This window comes from Paraburkholderia fungorum, assembly GCF_046026025.1.
In the GTDB taxonomy this organism is placed as follows: domain Bacteria; phylum Pseudomonadota; class Gammaproteobacteria; order Burkholderiales; family Burkholderiaceae; genus Paraburkholderia; species Paraburkholderia fungorum_E.
In genome coordinates this window covers 149,419-172,625 of the sequence record NZ_JAQQFL010000011.1, presented here as the reverse complement: position 1 = coordinate 172,625, position 23,207 = coordinate 149,419, and the positions used below count along the sequence as shown (strand labels likewise).

The following is a 23,207-nucleotide window of genomic DNA, read 5'->3' as shown; positions in this document are numbered from 1 at the left end:
GCCGCAATGGCACGCCGCGAGACGGGACAATCAACAATGATACGAGACAGTTTGAAGGGGGTGCGAGTCGTCGATTTCTCGCACGTTCTGGCGGGCCCGGTTTGTTCCATGACGCTGGCGGATCTTGGCGCCCACGTCGTCAAAATCGAGCCGCCGCACGGCGAAATTGGCCGCAAGATTGGTCCGCCGTGGATCAATGGCGAGAGCGCGGCGTTCATGAGCGTCAATCGCAACAAACAGAGCGTGTCGATTGATCTGAAGGCTGACTCCGGCAGACGCGTGATCCGGAAAATGCTTCGCGAAGCCGATGTGCTGGTTGAAAATTTCCGACCCGGCGTCATGGCGTCAATGGGGTTGGACTACGAATCCCTGCGTAAAGACCATCCGAAACTTGTCTACTGCTCGATCTCCGCGTTCGGCCAGACCGGTAGCAATATGCGCCGCGCGGGTGTCGACGGCGTGATTCAGGCTGTTAGCGGGCTCATGAGTACGCTCGGTGCGATCCAGGAAGATCCGTTAAAGGTGCCGATTCCGGTTGCCGACATGATCGGCGGATACCTGGCGGCAATTGCAGTACTTGGCGCACTGCATCGGGTTCACAGGGATCAGGCCGGCCAGCATCTGGACGTCAGCCTCTACAACGCGACGCTGATGCTCCAGCAAATCGGCTTTGCGGCATTTTTCGCGTCAGGTAGAAATCCTGAGAAAACGGGTAGCGCCGCGCCTTATGCATGTCCTAATGAGGCGTTTCCGACACGCGACGGTTGGGTCATGGTCGTCGCCTACGACACCACCCGCTGGAGTGCGCTATGCGAAGTCGTGCAAGCGCCCGAACTCGAGCGCGACCCGCGCTTTGCGACCAACGACGATCGCGTGCGCAATCGTCAGGTTCTTCATGAACTACTAGCGATGCGCTTTATTGAGCGAACCACAGCCGAGTGGATTGAACGACTCGTGCCACGCGACATCATCTGCGCCCCAGTTGCGACTTATAGCGAAGTGACCGGGACAACTGAATATCGTGAGAGCGGCATGGCACGCACAGTAGAACATCCAACCGCTGGGACATTGCGCACGCATGGATTCGCTCTCGGTCCATCGGATAAGCCGGTAGAAGAAGAGCTTCCCGCGCCTCTGACGGGACAGCATACGGTTGAAATGCTCAAACTGTACGGCATTCAGGACGATGAGATCGCAGATCTTCTGAACGCCGGCGTAATACGCGCCGGCGTGGCTCATGCCGTTGCGACCTGAGGAGACGATAGATGTCAAACGGGATTGTCCGGCGTGAAACGCACGGCAAGGTGGCACTGCTTCGCCTTGCATCGGAAAACAAACTGAATCCGCTGACCGACGAATTGATCGATGCACTGGTCGCGGCGCTACAACACATCGAATCCGAATCGGATGTGCACGCCACAGTGCTGACCGGATCGGAAAAGGCCTTTGCTGCGGGTGCGGATATTGTCGCGATGTCGAAGCTCGACTATCCGACGGCGTTCTGTGAAGAGTATATCGGCCGCGGTTGGGATCACATCCGCGGCTTGCGTAAGCCGATCATTGCCGCCGTGGGCGGGTATGCATTGGGAGGCGGGTGCGAACTCGCCATGATGTGCGACATCGTGATCGCGGCAAGCGACGCGGTATTCGGGCAACCCGAGGTCAAGCTGGGCATCGTGCCTGGTGCTGGCGGTACCCAACGTTTGCCGCGAGCGACGGGGAAATCCACGGCAATGCTGGCATGCCTGACTGGCGAGTCGATGTCTGCGCAGGAGGCACTGCTGTGCGGCCTGGTCTCGAAGGTCGTACCACGGGACGGGTTGATCGATGAGGCCATGCGAGTAGGCGAGCAGGTTGCGCGGCATTCGCTACCGGTACTGCTTGCGATCAAGGAATCGGTTAACCGCTCATTCGAATCGTCGTTATCCGAAGGATTGCTGTTTGAGAGGCGACTCTTTCATGCGGGATTTTCCCTTGCCGATCAGAAGGAGGGGATGGCGGCTTTCCTCGAGCGACGCCGGCCCGACTTTGTGAACCGGTAGTCACCGAACTTCTCTTTTTTTTATCCAGAGGTCAATCGTGTCATTGCAGCAATCAGAAACAGAGTTGGTCACGAGGTCGGTCGAATCAGGTGTGCTCACTCTCACCATGAATAGCGCCGCGAATGGAAATGCGCTAACGGTGGTCATGACCGAAGCGCTATCGGACGCACTCGAGTCAGCGGATCTCAGCGAGGATGTGAACTGCCTTCTGTTACGGTCTTCTTCGAAACATTTCTGCACCGGCGGTAATGTCAAGGACATGCAAAGCGGCAAGGATCTGATGGGCGGAAGGGTAGAAGATGTGCGCGACCGCCTGCAAAAAAGCCTGCATCGAATTACGCGGGTTATGAGCAATCTGGAGATTCCGTCGATCTGCGCTGTGAATGGTGCAGCAGTAGGGGCAGGTTGCGACCTTGCCCTGATGTGTGACATCCGTCTTGCAGGTGAAAGTGCGCAATTTGCGGAAAGCTTCCTGCGGCTCGGATTGGTATCGGGGATCGGCGGCGCGTGGTTCCTGTCACGCATCGTAGGCCCTGCCAAGGCACTCGAGATGACACTCACCAGCGAGTTCCTCGACGCCGCGGCGGCAGAACGCTTCGGCATCGTGGCCAAGGTCTTTGCAGACGACCAACTGGATGGCGAAGCACTTGCGCTTGCCAGACGTCTTGCGAAAAATCCGCCGCGAGCCATGCGAATGGCCAAAAAACTCGTGCGCGAGTCCGCGAGTTGCTCGCTGTCTGCGGCACTCGAGATGGCGGCCAGCATGCAGGCCATCCTGCTGTCTGGCGAGGAGCACAAACAGGCAGTCTCCAGTTTTCTGGAGCGGCAATCTCAGGAGAGGAAAAACCGGATGTAGTTAGCAGCACCGGCGCAACGGTGAAAACTGCGCGCTGCTGATCCATACATATAAAGGAGACTGGCATGTCCAATAAGACGCATGCTCACGATCATCAACCAGGGATGGTGCGGATCATCGCAACTTCATGCCTTGGAACGATGCTCGAGTACTACGATTTCTTTGTCTACGTCGCATTGACCGCGACACTGACGCATTTGTTTCTCCCTGGCACGGACAAGGTCGTCGCCGCTTTTGCAGGCGTTGCGACTTTCGGCATAGCATACGTCGCGCGCCCGTTGGGCACGATCGTCTTCAGCCCGATGTCGGACCGGATCGGCCGCAAGAAGACGTTCGTGATTACGCTGGCGTTGATGGGGATTGCCACCGTGGGTATCGGATGCTTGCCGACCTATGCCATGGTCGGGGCAGCCGCACCTGTTGCTCTGATCACGCTGCGGATTGTTCAAGGCGTCGCACTCGGTGGCGAGTATGGATCTGCGGTCGTGTATGTCATGGAGCATGCACCCGAAGGCCGCAAAGGCATGTCGACAAGCATATTGCAGGGCACCGCGAGCATTGGTCTACTGCTTGCGCTTGCCATTGTTTCCATTCTGAAACTGTCGCTCGATACGTCCAGTTTCGAGGCATGGGGATGGCGTATGCCGTTCATCATTTCCGCACCCATCGTTGCAGTGGCGACATGGATCCGGCTCGGCATGACCGAGACACCCATTTTCTCGGAAATGAAAGAAGCGGGGCGTCTGTCGAAAAATCCGCTGCAGGACACGCTTTCGAGTAGATCTTCGTGGAAAGCGATTCTCGTCGCCATGTTCGGTGCACAAGGCGGTACCTCGGTGTCGTTATACACCTCGATCGTGTACATGCTGTATTTTCTCCAGAACGTGCTCAAGGTGGAACCGACAACGGCGAATCTTTGTCTGGGCACGGCCATATTAATCGCTGCACCGTTCTATCCTGTGTTCGGGATGCTTTCGGATAGGATCGGGCGTGCCCGAGTGATGCTGATCGGCATCGTGCTATGGATCGTTGCCGCCTATCCGGCCTTTGCGGGCATCAAGGCGAGTGTATCGTCGGCCCAATGGGTGCAGGTTTCTTTGCTGATCGCGGTGCTCGCAATCCTGACGGCGATGATCATGGCGCCGCTGCCCGCGTTCATCGCAGAATGCTTTCCCCCGCAAAGCCGCACCACGGGTTTCGGGCTGGCCCAGCAACTCGGTAATGTTCTGTTCGGAGGCTTTCTGCCGCTGATCAGTCTGACACTCGTGAGCTGGACCGGTAATCCGCTTGCCGGTGTAGGCTATTCGATTGCGTCGTTGCTTCCCTGTCTTGCCGTAACGTGGGTCTGGGGGTTGAGGCAGGACGCGCGAGTCAGGAGCCTTGAGCGCCACGCAGGGAAACGTGTTTCCGGAAATGAGCGGTTGACGGCTCGCTGATCGAGCGCACGGATCCAGCGATACCAACAGGCGCGATTTTTAAGGATCGCGCCCGTAACACCTCACTGTCACACCCCATGCTAGCTGGCGTCGTGCTGCAGATATTTGTGGGCGAACGCGATCGCCATGCTGCCCTCACCAACCGCTGAAGCGACGCGCTTGACCGGGCTCAACCTCACATCCCCGCAGGCAAACACGCCAGGAACACTCGATTCGAGGAGGTAGGGATCCCGGCTATGCGACCAGCGTCCCGCCTTGACGACGTCGTCGCCGGTGAGAACATAGCCACGCACGTCGCGTGCGATTTCCGCCGGCAACCACTCGGTCTCCGCATCGGCCCCGATGAACACGAACAATCCACCACAGTCATGTCGACGCACCTCGGTACTCAACCCATCGCGTACGTCGATTGCAGTCAAATGGGTATCGCCGCGCGCACCAACGACTTCCGATCGCAGTTGCACCGCTACGTTTGACTTCCCACGAAGCTGCTCGACAAGGTAGCGAGACATGCTTTTCTCCAGCGAATCGCCTCGCAGGACCAGCGTCACCATGCGTGCATGATTGGCAAAGTACAGCGCCGCCTGGCCTGCCGAGTTTCCACCGCCGATCAGATAGACGTCGAGTCCGTGAGTAGCGCTCGCTTCGCTGCGTGACGCGCCGTAGTAAATGCCTTTACCGATAAACCGGTCGAAGCCGTCGATCGCGAGGTGGCGCCACGTGACGCCAGTCGCGAGGATGATCGTTCGCGACCGGATGACGTCGCCTCCGTCAAGGTGAACGCAACGCCCGGCGATATCGATTCGAGCGACAGACCGTGTCACCAGAATCTCTGCACCGAGCCGCCTTGCCTGTTGCAGCGCACGGCTTGCCAGTTCGTCGCCGGACACCCCGTTGGGAAAGCCGAGGTAGTTCTCAATGCGCGAGGAGGTTCCGGCCTGCCCGCCTGGCGCTTCGCGCTCGAGCACCACAGTACGCAAGCCTTCCGACGCCCCGTACACGGCCGCAGCGAGACCGGCCGGCCCGCCACCAATGATCATCGTGTCGTATTCGGCGAGGCGGGGCTGTGTCTGCAGCCCCAGCAACTCCGCAAGCTCGCGTGTCGTAGGTCGGCTCAGCACCGTCCCGTCGACCAGTCGCAATGCTGGGCAATCCTGCTCTGGCGGACAGGTTCCAGGCCAGCGCGCCGTCAGTTCGGGCGCATCCGGTGTCATCCAGTCGTAGCTGATCTGGTTGCGGGCGAGGAACTGGCGCAACGCCGTACAAGCGGTGTCCCAGCGACTTCCAATCATGATCACGCGGGCCTTGGGCGGCTCAGCGGAGAGGCCCTGCAATCCGCCAATGCGCTCGCGCGCAAGTGCGCCCATCCTGAACGCAATTTCCGGCGACGCCGCGGCAAGTACGTAGTAACTCGGCGCATCCACACGCATGACACGTGACGGCTCCGCGGCCCGATAGGCCCCAGGAAACGGAGAACTCAGCGCGAGCGGCACTTCGCCAAAGATGGTTCCGGGCAGACGCCAGCCCAGCGTGCGCTCGATACCGTCGAACGTCTTGATGACTTCCATCTTGCCGGCCAGAACGGCGTACAGTGCGCGCTCTCCACCTTCATGGACCGCGAATTCACCCGCGCACAGATGCAGGTCTGCGGACGTGTGCGCGAGATGCTCCAGTTCGTTGTCAGGGAGCGTCGAGAACAGCGGAACCGCCCGGATGTCGTCGATTGTCAGCATGGCTTCGTCCCAACAGGCAAGTGAGATGACGCTCGGTAGCGGTGCCTTCCGGTTGTCTGCCTGACAAAAGGACATGCGCAAGCAGACCGCTCAGCCACCTGACGTTCAAAATGCGTCAGGTAAGCTAAATCTCAAATGAGGTTGACGTCAAGCGGGCGGCACCTGCTGACACTCCGTCTGGAACCAGCGATCGACCTGGCGCTGTGCCGCCTGCAGGTCCCCCGGATAGTATGGGTCGAACCACCTTGATGGGTCGTAGCCGGCTTTCCTTAACGCTGCCAGTTCGCTGCGATTTCGCTCGGGGGTTGGGGGAGCATTGTTCCTGAGCGCGGCCAGGTCACGGCATTGCACCGTGCTCAGGTGCGCCGCGCTTTGCGGCATGCCGCCTGCCGCGCAGCCAGCGAACACGATAAGCAACGGTGAAAGCAGCAGACATTTGCGCGGTTGGTTCTTCATATTACGTATCCTTCCAGTCCGATTTTCCCCAAGCGCGCCAGACCGGGTAGGGCACCGGCGTGTCACCTCTGGAGTGCCGGCGCGTGTTCGTAGAACGTCAATCCTTCAAGGAAGCAGAATCGCGCTTTCGCGGAGCGCGTTTTCCGCTTTCCGTTTTCAATGCCGCCGGGGTGTGCTTTTTTTGCGGTGTGCGCCTGGAAACCTGAACGCGCCGTCCAGTCGCGAAAGCTTCCGCGCGAGCGGTACGTTCCGCAGCCCATGCTGGATTTACCCGAGTTTCGACCTGGCTGAAAGCAAAAGGTAAATCCTCTTCTTCGGGTTGCCAGTCGGTGCCAATTACCGCGCCGGTTCGCCGATGCATCATGGTCACAGCGCCTTCAGCCTTCGGGTCCAGCCCGCAGTGCCGCATTCCCCACAAACGAAGGGTCAGCATCATGCCGTCAAGCTCGCGCGCCTTGTCAGTAATGCAGTAGGCGTGCCGCCTGGGTCGCTCCTGATAAACCCGACGCTCGATGAGCCCGTTGTCCTCCATTATTTTGAGGCGCTGGGTAAGCAGGTTGGGCGACATTCCGGTCTGTGCCTGAATGCCGTCGAAGCGGTCATTGCCCATTCTCAACTCGCGCAGGATCAGGATCGTCCAGCGATCCGCAATGACGGCAGCCGCGCGAGCGAGAGGGCAAAGCGTCTCGCCAGTAGTCTGTTGTTTCATCTTGGTCCCTCACTGAACCCTGCATTGTGAACCTGTCCGGTTTGCTTTCCAAGATCGCCACCGTTCGCCGATCCCACGTTATGTCCTTTACAAACCTAGTGACTTCAAATATTGTAGCAACAAGGTCATCCAACCAAAGGGACATCCGGTATGACAAACCAGTCGAACTCCGAGCTGACGTACGAACCTGAACTGACAGGGCTGTTGATCGTCGATCCCTACAACGACTTCCTGTCGGAGGGTGGCAAGCTCTACGAACTCAGTCGCACGACCCTCGAAGCGAACGATGTCGTCGAGCATATGCGGCAAGTCCTCGCTGCAGCGCGTGCAGCCAACGTGCAGGTCTTCATCGCGCCCCACCATCGTTGGCATGAAGGCGATCTGCACAGTCATTGGAAGACGACACCGCCAATCGGTGTGGCCGCTGCCAAGGGACGCAGTTTCGCTGAAGGAACCTGGGGCGGAAGCTTCCACCCCGATTTCGAGCCGCGTCCCGGTGAGGTCGTCGCTCAGGAACATTGGCTCTCAAGTGGCTTCGCCAACACCGATCTCGACCTCCAGCTCAAGAAGCATGGCGTCCGCAAGGTCATCGTGATCGGCATGCGCGCCAACACGTGCATCGAATCCACCGTGCGCTTTGCCGCCGAGCTCGGTTACGAAGTCACGCTCGTGAAAGACGCCATCGGCAGCTTCGGTCACGCCGAGATGGACGCCTCGCTGCAGTTCAACTTGCCGGCTTACGCGAACGCCATTGTCTCGACCGGCGAGATCGTCGCGAAGCTGTCAGCTTGAGCATGCGGAGATCGACAAATGACCGATGAAATCATCGCCAGGTCGATGGCCGAAGCCACCATTCATGCGCCACTGGCTTCCATCGATCTGACCGAATGGGTCTTCACGCTGACCGACAGCGAATATCAGGCCTGTTCGAAGAATCACATTGCGGCGGCTGCAACCCTCACCCCTGAGGGCAAGCGTATGTCTATCAATGTGGAGCGCGTTGGCAATCTGATGGTGCAGCACTATGTCGAGGACATCGCGGAGCGAAGCCAGTGTCGACTGGTGTCGTTGTCGGACTCAATCGGTCCGGACACTGGCAGCAGCGTCAAGATCGTCGTGATCTGGTCTTTCAACGTCGACGCGATCGACGCGGACACGACAAGGTTGACTAACAGCGTTGAGGTCCACTCCGCCCCGGGCTATCTCGAGGTGCTGGACAAGCGTGGTGTGCCTTTCGCCAAGGCAAGCGAATTCGCGCAGCAGGCTTTAACTGCGCACAATGCCGAGGAGACACCCCTGTTCGCCAGGGACATCGAGGGTAAAGCGCGTGCCAAACGGTGGGGGTGAGATAGCGCCCGGTTTGGCCGGCTCACGCTGCAGCAGGATCGCTGATCAGATCGCTGCCGTTCTCCAGTCGCCCGGCGAATCGGCGCACGAACGCAGGTTGTACATCGACCGTGACACTGAAGTCGTACCAGTTGCCGGATTCCACGACAGACCAGTGTGCGTCCGCGACACTGCGGGCTTTTACCGCGAACGTCCACGGTCCATCTTTGCGATATGCATTCGACGCCACCGTAAACGTGCACGGACCGTTGCCGCTATTCATCAACGTCAGATAGACGGCGCTGTTCGCGACGTCATAGCACACGCGAATCTCGGGATTCGCCGCAGATGCGGCCGCTGTCGCGGCCACCTCGCCGCCGAACACCCTGAGAAAGCCATTTGCACCGCGCAGCGCCAGCGCGTACCGGCTCCCCGTCAACGTCGAAGCGCGCCATGAATCCGTTAGCTGCTTGCCAGCATCGACCGCGTAACGGCGCGGTGGGTTGGCAGGCGTCGCGAGATCATAGGCGGAGAACGCCGCGCCTTGCGCACCGCTGTTCGCGAGGGTCATCGAGAACGTGGCTCCGGCCGGATCGACCCGTCCGCTTGCGTGAAATTCGTACGGCAACGCGCGCGAAGGTCGCGTGCCCGGTTCCTGCTTCGGCATGGACTGCACGGCCGGAATGGTCGGCGCGGGCAATGAACCGCACTGCCGATCGGCCGCCGCGACGTAGCCGCTTGTATCCGGTAACTTCGGCCAGTCAGCGTGAGTACTCCGGAAGTTGAACGCCGACGTCAGGTCGCCGCAGACCGAACGACGCCACGCACTGATGTTCGGACAATGCACGCCGAAACGTTTCTCGACGAGCTGGATAATCGACGTGTGATCGAAAACCTGCGAACACACATAACCACCCTTGCTCCAGGGGGAGATCACCATCATCGGTACGCGAAACCCCAGGCCGATTGGCTGGCCACCGGAGACCTCGCCTGTCGTCGTCATCGTCGTCAGACCCTGAGCGGCGGAACCGGGCGGGGCAGGTGGGGGGGAGTGATCGAAAAAGCCACCCTGTTCGTCATAGTTCAGCAGGAACACCGTTTTCGACCACACGTCCGGCCTCGCGACCAGACCTGCAAGCAGTCGCGCGGTCATGTCTTCCCCGTCGGCCGGATGGTAGTTCGCGTGCTCGGAAAATGGTGTGGGTGCGATGACCCACGACACCTGCGGCAAGCTTCCCGCGACAACATCCGCGGCGAATGCCTGTGCGATATCCGGCACGGTCGCAAGCCCTTTCCTGTGCAAGGCGCTGCCCACTGGTGCAGCCTTGAAATTCTGAAACCAGGCGAGCGCATTGTCGTCGAAGTTGTCGACCTGCTGATAGACCTTCCAGCTAATATTCGCGGCTTCGAGGGTTTCAGCGAAGGTCGGCCAGCCAAATCCCGGCGTTGGCTCGAGGTTGCCCAAGGTCGGCGGCTGGCCCACGGACAGCCCGTTGCTCCCGCTAAAAACGTGCAGACGGTTCGAATTTGTCTGCGTCATCACCGACGCATAGTACTGGTCGCAGATCGTGAACGCGTCAGCCAGCGCATAGTAGAAGCTCAGGTCGCTACGCATGAAGTAACCCATGCCGAGACGCGGCGGCCGCGCCGTATTCCATGCGTTATAAAGACCTTGATTCCAGATTGCCATGTCGATTGCATAGTTCATCGCGGGGGCATCCACGCACATCGCGCTGGTGGTCGTCGAATCTATGCGGAACGGCAGAATGTAGCCGGCCGGATTGCCCGGGTAGGGCTGTTTCCAGACCGGGTTGCCGTTTGGCAGTGTAATCGCCAGGCGGTCGTTGAAGCCGCGCACGCCGCGCAGCGTGCCGTAGTAGTGGTCGAACGCGCGGTTTTCCTGCATGAAAATGACAATATGCTGGATATCGTCGATCGTGCCTGTCACTCCCGCCGCGGGCGTGGCGAGTGCGTCGCGGATCAGCCCCGGCATGACCGATGCGGCCGCCGATGCAGCAGCCGAGCGGGCCGCGAGGCGCAGGAACTGACGTCTTTGGTTAGAAATTTTCATCGGGTCACCCTGGAGAATACAGAGCGCGTATGTGCCCGGCACAACGCGCGACGCGTTCATCGGGAACTTCTTCGGTTGTTGCGCTAAGGCGCGCAGTGCAGCTCGGGTGCGGTGGGCGTCGAAGCGGCGCCTGTATTGGCGGCTGGCTGGTTTGCTGTCCTGCCGGACGACGCGCTGCAGGTCGTTGCGCCGGGACCGCAGCAGCCGGCCAGCGCAAGGGCGAGAGTCAGCGGCAACGCTTTCGCGCCGAGACTCGCGTGCTGGGGCAATCCCGCGGACATAAAATCCGACCTGGAAGGACAGGTGTTCATTTTGATCTCCCCGGATCAAGGAACGCGCATGCATGGCGGGGGCTTCGAGTTTTATAACGACGCCGCCAGAGACTGCGATGACATTCTTCCACATTCCGGGGTCGTTGTAGACCGATGTTTTCAGCAAGCTATTGCCGAGGGTCCTGAGGGGTACTTGATCTACTGCGCGCTTCGCTCTATCGCAAACAACTCGGCGAACGCTTTGCCGCGTGGCATCGCTTTACGGAGCGTGCCCAGAATCTGCCCGCTCTCTGTGCAGAACCGCGTCGACTGCGCTTTTGCGCCATCAGCAATTCAACGTGATAGAACCATCGGAAGCAGGTGCGTTCCCGTGGATCAAACCGGACGGATGATCGTGCACCGGATGCGCAACCGGAGCGAATGCGTAAAGCTTCAGCCATTCGCCGTAACCCTTCACCAGAAAACCTCCCGAGCGCTCTATGTAGTGCTCGCGCGACGTTTCATAGACATTCCGGAGTGCGAACCACGGTACATGCGGCAAGTCGTGATGAACCAGATGGTAGTTATTATTCAGAAACAGCAGCCGCCAGAACCACGCGGCTTCGTTGACGACGGTGCGATGCTCGTACGCAGGTGCCGCGCGATGTTCCCGAAACGAGCGGATCGAACCCAACGACAGCGATCCATACCCGCCACCGACGATAAAGACCCATGCCGGGATTGCACAGACGCGCTGAAGCCACACCGTCAGTGCGGCTAGCGCGGCCAGATGAGCGAGCCACGTCGGCATGTCGCGCCAATCGCCGCGTTTGATTTTGCCGAGCGCGTTCGCGGCCGTCGCCGCAATGGAAAAAGCCGGCCCAACCAGCAGGCGGCCGACAAACGTATTGCGCAAGGTGAGCAGCGTACGAATCGCAAAACCCGCGCGTTGCCATACACGCTCACTCACGAAATAGCTTTCGGGGTCGCGCTCCGGGCGCGTCAGATGCGGATCGTCGTGATGCTGCAGATGCGAATCACGGTAGACGCCATACGGAAACCACACCGCGAGCGGCGCGAATCCCAACAGCGCGTTGAAGCGCGGCGAGCGTGTCGGATGACCGTGCAGGAGTTCGTGTTGCAGGGACATGTACCACGCGCCCAACAACGCCAGCAGCGCGACGGTGAGTGGCAGGCCCAGGGTGCGCGCGTGCGTCGCTGTACCGAACCATCCGCCGTAAATCGTGACGATCAGCAGCCACGTCGGCCATTGGGTGCGCCATGTCCAGCTTGCAGCCTGGTGGGCGAGTGTTTTACGTTGCGTGTCGTCGAGATAAATCGCCATCGGCTGGATCGGTCGGAATGCAGGTTTAGACCGATCCTACGGACCAATGGGCAGCACCAGAACCATTTTGTTCAGCAATGCATCTGCGTATAGATGCAAAAGCGATGCAAAAGCGATGCAAAAGCGATGCAAAAGCGATGCAAAAGCGATGCAAAATCCGGGGGACACATCGCGGGCCCTTACGCCGAGCCGGGTCGGTACTGTCTGCTGCTCAGAGCGTCTTGCAAAACCCAGGCAATCGACACTCACTCAATCACTGTCACCCACGCGACAAGCATGATCGAGCAGACCTTCCGCCGTGCCGCTGCCGTTGCCGACATCCAGACCGCTATTGACGATCAGCCAGCCGTCTTGCTGTGCCGACGGCCCCGCACCTGTCACAAGGATGGTTTGCATGGCCATTGCCTGGCTGTCCGGATTGTCGCGCGCGACAATGCGAAACGGATTGTTCGCCTGCGTGAGCGAGGTGACGCGCATGACCCGGTAGCGCCGGCCGTCGAGCGTGTCCCACTGCCACTCGCCTGGTGCGTCCTTCGCGTGACGCGCGAGTGCGGCGCTCACGCTGCCTTGCATGCAATCGATATGGATATGCAACTGGTTTTGCGAGCGGCGGTATGGCGAGTTGATCTCGAGGCCGAGTTGATCGTCGGGCAACATCTGCTTGACGGACTTCTCGACGTAAAGCCGCGAAGCCCACGCGTCGTCCCAGTAGTCCTGTGCATTCGGCTCCAGTACGAATGGGCTTTCTATGCCGGTGACGCGGTCGGTGGGAATCAGCAGATGCTGCGAGCGGCCGACGATATCCTTCAGGATCGCATAGCGTTTGTCGAGATTGACGACCGTGCATTGGCCCGGCGTGCCGGTGGCCTGTTGCGACGGTACGCAACGCACATCGACGATTTTCCAGAGCGCGTTCGAATCGACCGCGGCAAGGCGCGCGCAGGCGGCGGCGGTGCAGGCGAGCGCCAATGCCGCGACGGATCGCAGAATCGTTTGCCGCAGACGGCGCGGCCTTGGCACGCTCGTCAGTCTGCGGAACGGCGTTTTTTTAGTGCTGTTTTCAGCGGCATTCTTGAGAGACATCGTCAAGCCGCGCGCTCAGAGCACCGGCGCCTGCAGCACGCCGAGCAATTGCTCGAACGCGACGCCGATCGCCAGCAGCCGACGGTCCTCGCCAAGCGGGCCGTCCAGTTCCAGGCCGACCGGCAGGCCGCCGGCGGTCATCCCGGCCGCCAGCGACAAGCCCGGAATGCCGGACGTGCTGGCTGGGTCGGTGTTGCGCAGGAACGCTTCCATGGTATCGAGTGGCGCGGCGCCATCGATCGAGACGGTCGACGAACCGTTCAGGTCGTCGATCCGCACCGCGGCGAGGCGCGTGGTCGGGAACAGCAGCGCGTCGAGGCGCTCATCGGCGAAGGTCGCCGCGATGTACTGCTGCAAACGCGGCCGCCATTGCAGCAGTGCCGCGTCGTAACGGTCGCCGAGCACGTCGGCGAGCACATCGTCGTAGATCGCGCGTACATCCGGGCTCGCGATGCGGGCCGCCAGTTCAGCCACCGTCTTGACCGGCGCATCGTTGGCGACGAGCCAGGTGCGTACGTCCTCGCGCGCCTCATGGATGGCGATCGGACCGCCTACCAGGCCGTTCAAGGTTTCCAGTTCGCTCATCGCGACGGGCACGAAGGTGACTCCCGCTGCTTCGAGGCGCCGCAAGGCGGCGCGCGCGGCGTCGTCCACCTGCTTTTCGAGCCCTTCCCAGAGCGGTGCGGGCAAGCCGATGCGCAGGCCGCTCAAGGTGAGCGTGGGCAATGGCCCCGCTCCGGTGATCACGCCGTCGAGCAAGGCGAGATCGGCAACCGTGCGCGCCATCGGTCCTACCGTATCGCGCGTATGGCTGATCGGCACGACGGCATTCGGGTCGTGATAGCGCCTCTCGGCGCCACCGTTGCCGACCGACGGACGAAATCCCGCGATGCCCGTCAACGCCGCCGGAATGCGCGTCGAGCCGCCGGTGTCGGTGCCGAGACCCGCGGGCGCGATGCGCGCGGCGATCGCGGCGGCCGTGCCGCCCGACGAGCCGCCTGGGATCAGGGTGGGGTTGTAGGGATTGCGTACCGGTCCGGCATGCGTGGCGAGATTCGTGCTGGTGATGCCGAACGCGAGTTCGTGCATGTTGGCTTTGCCGAGGACGATTGCGCCGGCGTCGAGAAGGCGCTGTACCGAAGGTGCATTCGTCTTCGGCACGAAGCCCTCAAGAGCGGGCGTGCCGGCCGAAGTCTGCAGGCCGGCCGTGTTGACGTTGTCCTTCACGACGATCGGCAAACCGGCGAGCGGCAACTGCGCTCTGGTTGCGGGCGGCAACGCATCGATGCGTTGCGCGGCGGCGAGCGCGCCGTCGAGATCGAGCGTGGTGAGCGCATTGAGGCTCGAGAGCGACGCCGCGCGCGCCAGCAGCGTGGCCATATAGTCGGCGGCTTTGAGGCGCCCGGACTGGATCGCGGCGATCGCTTCCGTTGCGTTTAGGGCTAACTGTTGATCGACGGTCCACGTCATTGCAGGCGACTCCTTGAACTCAGGTGTCGCCTATTCTGGCACAGTCGTTTTGAAACCGACGTCAGGGATCGCAAAGAGGCCTGCGTGAGTCGGGTTGCCGGTCAGCGGCACCGCTAAGCCCTGCTGGTTTTGTACGCGTGACCGGCGTGCGCGCAACGGTGAGTAGCTTGGGCACTAGCAGACGTGCCGTGGGTTGCTAGATGTGCCGCGAGACGTGCCGCGGCTATTTTCGGCTGTCGATCCACATGCGCCCCCAGCGGAACGCATAGGCAAGCGCGTGCTCTTCGTCGAAGAAGTAATCGAGCGCGTCGAACGAGTAGGCCTGACCGTGGTTAGCGGTGGTTTTCTCGATAGTCAGGTTGGCGGCGAACAGGCCGTTGGGTAGCCGTTGTGCAGCCGGTGCGACTTCGTAGCCTTTGTAGCGGATGTGTGAATTCATGATCGTGGCAGTGAGTGTGCCCGCGTGTGTTGCCAGGGAGCCGGCAAGCGGGACGCAACCCTGTGCGTCGGGCAACCGGTGAGTCAGCGGGCAGGATCAAGCGTAGGCCGCGCCGCGCAGCGGGTGAACCAATCTTTCCTCGTAAGCAAATCAGCGCGATTCTGGAACGGTCTTCAGGAGGACGGATCGGTCCATAGTCGCCAGACGTGAAGACACTATCCCGCCTTGTTCACGGACGGTCTGTTATGTGGCGCACGGTTTGGAACGGAGCGGGCGCGGTGCGGTTGGTCGAGGAAACCGGCCGGCAACGGGAATGTGGGGGAGTGCGGGAGATTGGCGCAGGATTCGTGGATCGCGAACCGCGATCCACGATGTCGTTCGGTTCGCGCTTAGACCGCGTGCAGCAGGCGGGCGGGTTGCGCTTCCTTGACTGCCTGGCCGAGCGGCGCGGCGCTCGGAGTGAGGTGCGCGTTGAACGCCAGCGCGAATTGCGCGGCCTGCTGGCCGACCGTGGCGAGCTGATCGGCAACCTTGGCGTCGGAACAGGTATCGACGGTGTCGAAGCGCGTTTCCAGCGTGTTGATCCCGGCACCGAACGGCGTGGGCCAGCCGCGCAACGCGTGGACGATCGAGCGCAGCGACGTCAGCACCGAGCCGGCAGCCTGCCAGCCATACGCGGTGACGATACAGCCGACCGCGCGGCCATCCAGATACGGACGCTCGTCGGCGCGCAGTTCCTCGAGCGTGTCCAGCGCGTTCTTGACGAGACCCGAGACGCCGCCGTGATAGCCGGGCGTCGCGATGATCAGCGCGTCCGCATGGCGCACGGCCTCGATCAGTTCGAGCTGTTCGTCGGTGCGTTGAGGATTTTCGGGGGCATAGTGGGGCAGGCTATGCAGGAAGGTGCCGCCGAACAGCCTGGTATTCGCGCCCGCGGCTTCCGCGCCACGCAGCGCAAAGCCGAGTGCGCGCTCGGTCGAGGACGCCGCGCGTGTCGTGCCGCCGATGCCGATGACGAGTGGCCGGCGCTGATGATCGAAACTGGTCAACGAAATGCTCCTTCGGTAGCGGCTCACGGGACGCTGGCGCGGGGCTGCGCGTAGACGAACCGGGGCGAACCGGACTTTGAAGCGTTATCTTAATGATCGCCGCGACCCGGGCGAAGCGACTTTTTGTTCTAACGATATAACCGCGCGGGGTTATTGGCGGCTCGGCGGCATGTTTGACCGATGCTGCGAACCCGGCTTCGAACTCGCTCCAGACCCGATACTCCATCCTGTGCAATGCAGTTGAAGGCGCGCCGGATAAGCATATGGCGAAGCATTGGTTGGGGCGGCGATGACGCAAGCTTATGATCGGGTCGTCTCCTCCATGACATCTCCTTGACATGGGATTCGGCCTCGCTACGCCAGTAGCGGGGCCTTTTTTTCGTCTGGCCTTTCAATGGCGTGAGCGTCGGCCGCTTCACGAGAAAGCCGTTTTTTGCATGCTACGATGGTCCGCGAAATGATTCCCGGCGAGGTCGAGCAAGCGATGGCAACTCTATATGACATGCTCGGTGTGCCCATGCACGCCACCGACGAAGAAATCAAACGGGCCTACCGCAAGGCCGCGATGAAATGGCACCCCGATCGCAATAGCGGCGCCGAAGAAGTTGCGCGCGCCACCTTCCAGGAAATCAAGGACGCGTACGCGATCCTGTCCGACGCGGCGCAGCGCAGGGTGTATGACAGCGTCTATACCGAGCAGATGCGCGGCTGGGAAGCGCAGCGTGCGCGCCGGCAAAAAACGCAGACCGAACGCGAGGCGGCGGCGCGTGCCGCGGACGAAGCGGCCTACGCCGAGATGGTGTCGCTTGCCATGCGTTTCGCCGACGCGGGCCACAATCGCGATGTGTTGTTCGGCGTGCTGCTAGGACGCCAATGCGAGGCGCGGCGGGCCGCGCAGATCGCTGACAGTGTCTCGGCCTTGCAGGCGTCGCGGCGCGAGGCGGAGAAGGCGCAAACTGCGGCCGAGGCGGCGGCAAATGCGGCGGACGTCCCCGATGTTGCCTCCGCGGCGCAGGCGCAAACGCAAGCCAGGAACGATGACGCCGCCGTCAATCGAGGCGCGCCGCCTAACCCCGGCAATCACAGCAACCCCGGCAAGCGCGAAGAAAGCGCGAACGCTGCCCATCCTGCCAGCGTACTGGGTGGACTCTGGTTTCAGTTCCTGAACGGCTTGAAGTTCTGAACGACATCCGGGCGGCACTCAAGCCGCCCGGATGGTTACTGGCAAACCTGCTCGCGTGGCAGGCAGAAGGCGAGACATGCGCCGGAGAAGAGCGCGGCGCTCAGCAGGCCCACGCCCGCCATCAGGCTCGCGACAGCGAAATGCCAGCGGCGTTCGCGCATGCGGCCGGCTCGCGATTGACAGCATGCTGAAAGATTCGACTTTGCGCTCCTGAACTTCGTCGCAAATGCAACGCGCGATGCCAATGGTGGCAGCGGTGCCGGCGGTGCCTGCTGGCTGGCCGTTCCGGCACACAGGCACTTGCAGTGCCGCGGACCACGTCATCGAAGTGTCACGAGCGCGCAAGACTGGCGCGGCAGAATCAGTCGGAGAGATAAAAAGAACACAGGTACGGGGTGAGCGTGACCAGAAAATACAAGGTGCTGTTTCTCTGTCGCGAGAATTCAGCACGCAGCATCATCGCAGAGGCTTTACTGCGCGAACTGGCGGGACACCGGTTCGAGGCATTCAGCGCGGGGCCGGAACCGGCTGCGCGAGTTCATTCCATTGCGATCGCGCAATTGCGGCCGGGTATTTCGGACCTCGGCGTGCTCAGTCCGAAAAGCTGGCTGGAATTCACGGGCGAATGGGCGCCGCGGATGGACCTCGTTATCGCCATGGACGAATGCGTCGCAGGGCAACATGCGCCGCTCTTTCCCGGGGACCCAACGCTCTGTAGCTGGATCTTTGCCGATCCGCTCGTCGAGCGCTTGCCCGAGCCGGAGCGAGTGCGCGTGTTTGAAAAAGTGTTCTGGCAAATCGTGCGGCAAGTCAGCGCATTCATCGAATCGCCGCGCTTCGCGGCGGCGCGGGAGGCTGCCGCGAGCACGCCGGCGCCGGCTTGCGTGGGCGACGGATTGTGAACGGCCGTCGCCGTGCCATCAGGTTCAACGACACCTGGCGCAAAATGAGGCGGCGATTTACTGCCCGGTTTTCGGGGGATTCATCGTGCTGTCAGGCGACATCGATTGCATGTCGGTTTCGCTCGGACTCATCTTTTGCATCATGTTGCCTGGCCACCTCGCCATCGGGCTGTTGGCCGGGTCGCCGTGATACGTCATTCCAGATGTGGCGGCGCTGTGCGCATCGCCTCCGCCCGTGCCGCCCTGGCCGTTGCCGCCACCTTGCGCGAACGCCGCGCCGCTCGCGGCGGCAATCGATAAAACCGCTGCGGCAATACCCCATTTTCCTTTCATGACCGGACCCCTCAGGATGCAACGCGTTATTGCGCTGCTCTGACCGGATATACGGCGGGCCGGGATGTCTGGATGCAAACCGTCGGGACACAACTTTTCTTCGCCAGCGTGGATGGCGCGAAAGTGCGACCGTCGACGGACGTGCGAAGCCGGTTGTTCCTGGCAGAAGAGTGCGGGTTATGCGTTTGCGCTGGCGATTGGGCGATCTGGCGGCTTAGCGGTTGTTCTGGCGCGCAAGCGGGCTGCCTGCGAACGGGTCGTTGACCCAATCCACCTGTTTTCTCGGCTGCGGGGCGGGTGCCGGCGTGGCCGATAATTCAAAGTGGTCAATTGATTGACCTGCGCTAATTGCCTGTTTAAGCCATTGGGGCATGTCCCCCTGGCCGTCCCAGCTATCTCCGGTGGCGCTACGGTAGCGCGCGGCGGCTTGCCTCTTCGGTTCCGCCGCCAGCACGGCGGCGAGGTCTTCTGGTTTGATACCAAACTCTTCCATGCGATGGCGGAGATACGCAATCATGCTATCTCTCTTCCTTTCGTCCATAAGATATTCGTCCTTCTAAAGCGTGTGGCGTTCTGTCAGTTACAGATTGCAAGGGGAAGCCGCGCAAGCATTGCGCCCATGTAAATGGGGTCTGCGCGCGGCAAGGTGATTGATCGAAGGAAATTCCACTGGCAGCGTCAAAAACGGTGCCTCATAAATTGCGTTACTACGTATGCCCAGCGAGGCTGCCTATACGGCCAACCGCGCCAATGAGTAAATTTTCAAGCGCTCCGCCGCGTAGCAGGTACGGCTGGGTAAGCCTTACGGTCGCGATGGAAAAAACGGTGATGACGAAACACTGATTGCGAATCGCCGGTCTCATGCCCGCGCACCGTCTTTCGCCGGTGTCTCGCGCGGACTGATTTGTGCGTTATTCCAGCATCATAGCGCACTGTACGGGTAAAGCACGCACCAGCCCGGCGGATTTTGTTGTTGCAGGTTCCTGAGTGGGGGACGACCGGGGGTAACCGGCGCCTCGAACAGCTTGCCGTGCCGGGTTTGAAATCCTGAGCGGCCGACCTATAACGAAACAGCGGAACCACAATCCGCGTTTCCAGCCTGGTGTCGACCGATTCCGGCAAGCCACGTGTGCACACCCGACGTCAGTTTCAGGTTTGGCAACTAATTACTCGTTTAGTTCGGTGACTCGCCGCAGCAGTCCCGCATAGGCATTCGCCCGTCCGTCAGCTCGATCTGGCGACATGACGTTTTTTCGCGGATCAATTCTTTTCGAAGGGAATGACAACTGCTGCGCCGGATTCGAGGAGTCTGGACATGAAACTACGTTTATTGATGGCGTTGGCAAGCGCCGCTTTCTTTCTGGCACCGATTACGGCTGGCGCGCAAGGCCGCCAGCAGGGCGAAGCCGCGCCTGACCGGGTGCTAATGCACAACGCAAACGAATCAGCGCAAGACATCACCGACATGTCGTTCGGTGAAACCGGGCAGGCCACGATGCCGGCCGCTCAACCGGCGCAGAACGTTTCCTATGGCGGCGTGGCCGCGGGCACGACGGGAACGGGAGGCCGACAGGAGCGGCCATGCCCTTCCGGGCCGCAATGCAGGATCTACTTCGGCCAATAGCAGGCTGGCCGTTCAGAAGGCGGTGGGAGCAGCACGCCGCCTCTCTCATCCATGCGCGCCATGTCGCCCTGATCGGAATACCCACACGCCCAACTGCAATTTTACGGAGTCGCCAGCGGGCGATTTAATACGATGTTAAGGTGTGTCCCATTCAGGGTTTCACCCACCGTCTTTTCCAATTGCAATCATTAGCAGGCCAATACCGCCTGCTTTTTTATTCATGATTTGCGGTTCGTGAATTGATTAGTCCGGTGCAACTGCTCCAATCCCACCCGTTGTTGAGTTACTCGCAAACAATACTATGTTGATGGAAGATAATCTGCCGGCGAGCATTGCCTCGCCGGACGATGGCGCCTCGTCGTCCCTGCGCTCATGGCTTGCCGTTGTGGCCGTTGCAATCGGTGCATTTGCATTCGTGACCACGGAGTTTTTACCGGTCGGACTGCTGCCACGCATCGCGGCGGATCTGGGTGTGATGCCAGGCACGGCCGGATTGATGGTCACGGTACCGGGCGTCATTGCCGCCATCTCCGCGCCCGGTTTGATGCTGGTGGCCGGACGGATGGATCGCCGGCGCGTGTTTCTATTGCTCACGGCCTTGCTGCTGGCGTCGAATCTGATTTCCGCATTCGCGCCCGATTTTCTATCCATGCTGGCCGGGCGGGCGCTGCTCGGCGCGGCATTGGGCGGCTTCTGGACTCTGGCAACGGCTGCATCGGGGCGCCTCGTACGGCCGAAGGATTCGGCCCGAGCCATGGCAACGATTCTGACCGGCGTGACCTGCGCGACGGTGATCGGTGTGCCGCTCGGCACGTTCATTGCCAGCTACGCGTCGTGGCGCGCGTCGTTCATGGCGACCGGCGTGCTGGTCGCCATCGCGCTCGTGGCCCAGTTTTTCTTCGTGCCGTCCTTGCCGTCGAATGCCGCCTTGCGGCTGCGCGATCTGGTGGCGCTGTTGCGCCGGCCGCATCCGCGCAGGAGCATGCTGATGGTGGGGCTCGTATTCGGTGCGCACTTTTCCTCGTACACGTACATCACGCCGTTCCTGTTGCGCAATGCGAGCTTCTCGATGTCGACGATCACATGGTTGCTGCTCGGCTTCGGCATGATCGGGTTCTTCTCGAACTTCGCCGTTTCGTCGACGGTGACGCGCAACCTGAAAATATCGGTTGGCGCGATGGTTTCCCTGCTCATGTTCGCGCTGGTGGCAATGCCGCTCCTGCAACAATCGCAGCTCGGCGTCGCCGCGCTCGTGCTCGCGTGGGGTGTTTCGTTCGGCGCGCTGCCGCTGTGTTTCAGCGTCTGGATTCAACGCGCCACGCCGGACTCGCCGGAAGCGGGCTCGGCGCTGTTTGTCAGCATCATTCAGGTCGCTATCGCGCTGGGATCGCTCATTGGCGGTGTCGTGGTCGACCATGTGGGCATTTCCGCCGACTTTCTGTTCGGCAGCGGTTTGGCGCTGCTGGGGCTCGCGGCGCTCGTGAGTTTTGGACGGAGTGCACAGGCGGTCCCGGCGGAAGCGATTGCATGTCCGGCGTGTACGGATTGATGCGCCAATGAGTGCGGGTCAAGCACGGGCCGCGGTGAATTGAACGCAAACCAAAGGCACCGTGGCCTGACAATCAGACGTCTCTACGCCTCGCGCCGCTCGGCCTGCTCACGAATGGCGGCTGTGAATCTGTCCGCGTCCCACAGTTCTGTCAGCGCCCGGGTGAATAGCGCCTGCTGACTCTCGGGCGCGAGGCCGCCCTGTGGCGGATCCCGGTCCAGGTTGGTTGGAAACGGATAGCCTTCGGCACAGGATGTAATCACCGCGTCGGCCTCGTCGCGCGTGATGTTCGTCGTCCGCATTCGCTCCAGCAAGACCGGATACAACACCTCGCACATCCTGGTGCGATTGAGCGACTCCATTGCACGGCCGTAGGCCGACGAAATCTGCAGAAGGTTGGCCATGCGCTGAACCGAGGCCGTGCGGTTCGAACCGGCTGCATGGAAGAGCGCGGGATTGAAGAACAGCGCATCGCCTTTTTCGAGCGGTAGTTGGACGTAGTGCGTTTCGAAGTAATCGCGGAAGTCCTGGCGACGCCATGCGAGATACCCCTCGGCATAGCGCTGCGAGAAAGGCAGCAGCTTGGTCGGCCCGCTTTCCACGGGCATATTGGTGTGAGCAATCGCCCCTTGCAGCGTGAGGAAGGGGGACATCGCATGAACGTGAGGCGGATAGCGTTCGGCTTGCGCGACGGTTTGAAAACCGAGGTGGTAGTCGCGGTGTGCCTGTTGCGCCTGTCCGCCGGGTCGCACGACATTGACCTGCGAGGTCATCTGGAAGTGCGGACCCAGCCACGCCTCAGCGATCGCGCAAAGTGCCGGGCTCGCGAAGTAGCGGGCAAACACGGCGGGGGCGCGCAGGCAAAGCTTCTCCTGTGCGTTCCAGATACGGTCATTGGCGCCCGCCTTGGCGAAGTGGTCTGCCGCTGCGCCGCCGGCTTCGCGCTCCTCGTGAATGACCGATTCAAAGACGCGGGTCGCTTCATCAATCGGCCCTGTGTCGGCATAAACCCGCTTCAGCACCAGCACTCCGGCGCCCGCGTTCAATACATTCGCCCACTCGGCCTGCAGGTCCATGCGCAGCGTCGTATCTTCAAGCACACTGCAAAGCTCATGACAGTCGTACAGCGGAACGTGGTCGACGATGTCAGCGGCGAACCCAGGTTTGCCGGTATCCGCGTGGGGTTGAAGTACAGCGACAAAGTCCTGAAGCGAACAGTCCTGCTCCCGGTACCCGTGGCGTACGCGCGCGTCGCTATGAAGTGCACTGGCGTTCATGACGTCTCCTTCCGTTCTTGACCAACGATAGTCCTTCAGCGGGCGCTTGCGTTACCATGAACACCTCAAAAAC

23 protein-coding genes are annotated in these 23,207 nt (G+C 61.2%); 10 read left to right on the top strand and 13 right to left on the bottom strand.

The window, feature by feature from the left end; translation table 11 throughout:
• The first annotated feature begins 36 nt into the window (after positions 1–36).
• The 4 genes from PQR67_RS14830 (at position 37) to PQR67_RS14815 (ending at position 4,334) form a co-directional block, all read left to right on the top strand.
• Positions 37–1,254, top strand: coding sequence for a CaiB/BaiF CoA transferase family protein (locus tag PQR67_RS14830; protein WP_408460345.1), 1,218 nt, complete (start codon positions 37–39; stop codon positions 1,252–1,254).
• A gap of 11 nt (positions 1,255–1,265) precedes the next feature.
• A complete protein-coding gene (locus tag PQR67_RS14825) occupies positions 1,266–2,042 on the top strand; it encodes an enoyl-CoA hydratase-related protein (protein ID WP_408460233.1) in 777 nt (258 codons plus the stop codon).
• Positions 2,043–2,076: 34 nt separating this feature from the next.
• The gene (locus PQR67_RS14820; protein ID WP_408460342.1) at positions 2,077–2,898 is read left to right on the top strand and encodes an enoyl-CoA hydratase-related protein; all 822 of its coding nucleotides are present in this window, start codon (positions 2,077–2,079) and stop codon (positions 2,896–2,898) included.
• Positions 2,899–2,963: 65 nt separating this feature from the next.
• Positions 2,964–4,334: an MFS transporter gene (locus PQR67_RS14815; protein WP_408460230.1), complete on the top strand. Its 1,371-nt coding sequence runs from the start codon at positions 2,964–2,966 to the stop codon at positions 4,332–4,334.
• An 80-nt stretch (positions 4,335–4,414) separates the two neighbouring features.
• Here PQR67_RS14815 and PQR67_RS14810 read toward each other — a convergent pair whose 3' ends face one another.
• The 3 genes from PQR67_RS14810 to PQR67_RS14800 all read right to left on the bottom strand — a co-directional run bounded on the left by PQR67_RS14810 (position 4,415) and on the right by PQR67_RS14800 (position 7,232).
• Entirely contained in the window at positions 4,415–6,067 is a 1,653-nt protein-coding gene (locus PQR67_RS14810; RefSeq protein ID WP_408460227.1) for an FAD-dependent oxidoreductase, read from the bottom strand.
• A gap of 147 nt (positions 6,068–6,214) precedes the next feature.
• Positions 6,215–6,523, bottom strand: coding sequence for a DUF4148 domain-containing protein (locus PQR67_RS14805; RefSeq protein WP_408460224.1), 309 nt, complete (start codon positions 6,521–6,523; stop codon positions 6,215–6,217).
• A gap of 97 nt (positions 6,524–6,620) precedes the next feature.
• Positions 6,621–7,232, bottom strand: coding sequence for a winged helix-turn-helix transcriptional regulator (locus tag PQR67_RS14800; RefSeq protein ID WP_408460221.1), 612 nt, complete (start codon positions 7,230–7,232; stop codon positions 6,621–6,623).
• Positions 7,233–7,382: 150 nt separating this feature from the next.
• Here PQR67_RS14800 and PQR67_RS14795 point away from each other — a divergent pair, with 150 nt between their 5' ends.
• Complete coding sequence (locus PQR67_RS14795) at positions 7,383–8,024, top strand: cysteine hydrolase family protein (RefSeq protein WP_408460218.1); 642 nt, start codon at positions 7,383–7,385, stop codon at positions 8,022–8,024.
• Between the two features lie 18 nt (positions 8,025–8,042).
• Positions 8,043–8,579, top strand: coding sequence for a hypothetical protein (locus PQR67_RS14790; RefSeq protein WP_408460215.1), 537 nt, complete (start codon positions 8,043–8,045; stop codon positions 8,577–8,579).
• 22 nt (positions 8,580–8,601) lie between these two features.
• Here PQR67_RS14790 and PQR67_RS14785 read toward each other — a convergent pair whose 3' ends face one another.
• From PQR67_RS14785 to PQR67_RS14760, 6 genes are all read right to left on the bottom strand, one after another.
• Entirely contained in the window at positions 8,602–10,629 is a 2,028-nt protein-coding gene (locus PQR67_RS14785) for a phosphocholine-specific phospholipase C (RefSeq protein WP_408460212.1), read from the bottom strand.
• A 597-nt stretch (positions 10,630–11,226) separates the two neighbouring features.
• Positions 11,227–12,225 (bottom strand): fatty acid desaturase, encoded by a 999-nt coding sequence (locus PQR67_RS14780; protein WP_408460209.1) that lies wholly within the window; start codon positions 12,223–12,225, stop codon positions 11,227–11,229.
• Between the two features lie 249 nt (positions 12,226–12,474).
• Positions 12,475–13,308, bottom strand: coding sequence for a CDP-diacylglycerol diphosphatase (locus PQR67_RS14775; protein WP_408460206.1), 834 nt, complete (start codon positions 13,306–13,308; stop codon positions 12,475–12,477).
• A 15-nt stretch (positions 13,309–13,323) separates the two neighbouring features.
• Positions 13,324–14,778, bottom strand: a complete 1,455-nt coding sequence (iaaH, locus tag PQR67_RS14770) for an indoleacetamide hydrolase (protein ID WP_408460203.1) — start codon at positions 14,776–14,778, stop codon at positions 13,324–13,326.
• Positions 14,779–15,001: 223 nt separating this feature from the next.
• On the bottom strand, positions 15,002–15,217 hold the full coding sequence (locus PQR67_RS14765; protein ID WP_408460200.1) for a DUF6566 family protein: 216 nt from the start codon (positions 15,215–15,217) through the stop codon (positions 15,002–15,004).
• A gap of 389 nt (positions 15,218–15,606) precedes the next feature.
• The gene (locus PQR67_RS14760; protein WP_408460197.1) at positions 15,607–16,266 is read right to left on the bottom strand and encodes an NADPH-dependent FMN reductase; all 660 of its coding nucleotides are present in this window, start codon (positions 16,264–16,266) and stop codon (positions 15,607–15,609) included.
• Positions 16,267–16,750: 484 nt separating this feature from the next.
• On the opposite strand from PQR67_RS14760, the gene PQR67_RS14755 reads away from it, so the two are divergent.
• The gene (locus PQR67_RS14755; protein WP_408460194.1) at positions 16,751–17,449 is read left to right on the top strand and encodes a J domain-containing protein; all 699 of its coding nucleotides are present in this window, start codon (positions 16,751–16,753) and stop codon (positions 17,447–17,449) included.
• A gap of 35 nt (positions 17,450–17,484) precedes the next feature.
• Here PQR67_RS14755 and PQR67_RS14750 read toward each other — a convergent pair whose 3' ends face one another.
• Positions 17,485–17,610, bottom strand: coding sequence for a hypothetical protein (locus PQR67_RS14750; RefSeq protein ID WP_408460191.1), 126 nt, complete (start codon positions 17,608–17,610; stop codon positions 17,485–17,487).
• A gap of 240 nt (positions 17,611–17,850) precedes the next feature.
• Between PQR67_RS14750 and PQR67_RS14745 the strand changes: the two genes are divergently transcribed.
• On the top strand, positions 17,851–18,351 hold the full coding sequence (locus PQR67_RS14745; protein ID WP_408460188.1) for an arsenate reductase/protein-tyrosine-phosphatase family protein: 501 nt from the start codon (positions 17,851–17,853) through the stop codon (positions 18,349–18,351).
• A 57-nt stretch (positions 18,352–18,408) separates the two neighbouring features.
• On the opposite strand, the gene PQR67_RS14740 is transcribed toward PQR67_RS14745, so the two are convergent.
• Together PQR67_RS14740 and PQR67_RS14735 are read right to left on the bottom strand one after the other, a co-directional pair.
• On the bottom strand, positions 18,409–18,684 hold the full coding sequence (locus tag PQR67_RS14740; RefSeq protein WP_408460185.1) for a hypothetical protein: 276 nt from the start codon (positions 18,682–18,684) through the stop codon (positions 18,409–18,411).
• Between the two features lie 214 nt (positions 18,685–18,898).
• Positions 18,899–19,225, bottom strand: coding sequence for an H-NS histone family protein (locus PQR67_RS14735; protein WP_408460182.1), 327 nt, complete (start codon positions 19,223–19,225; stop codon positions 18,899–18,901).
• A gap of 774 nt (positions 19,226–19,999) precedes the next feature.
• Between PQR67_RS14735 and PQR67_RS14730 the strand changes: the two genes are divergently transcribed.
• Together PQR67_RS14730 and PQR67_RS14725 are read left to right on the top strand one after the other, a co-directional pair.
• Positions 20,000–20,308, top strand: a complete 309-nt coding sequence (locus PQR67_RS14730; RefSeq protein ID WP_408460179.1) for a hypothetical protein — start codon at positions 20,000–20,002, stop codon at positions 20,306–20,308.
• Positions 20,309–20,609: 301 nt separating this feature from the next.
• On the top strand, positions 20,610–21,857 hold the full coding sequence (locus PQR67_RS14725; protein WP_408460176.1) for an MFS transporter: 1,248 nt from the start codon (positions 20,610–20,612) through the stop codon (positions 21,855–21,857).
• Positions 21,858–21,940: 83 nt separating this feature from the next.
• Here PQR67_RS14725 and PQR67_RS14720 read toward each other — a convergent pair whose 3' ends face one another.
• On the bottom strand, positions 21,941–23,134 hold the full coding sequence (locus PQR67_RS14720) for a phytanoyl-CoA dioxygenase family protein (RefSeq protein ID WP_408460174.1): 1,194 nt from the start codon (positions 23,132–23,134) through the stop codon (positions 21,941–21,943).
• Between the last annotated feature and the right edge of the window lie 73 nt (positions 23,135–23,207).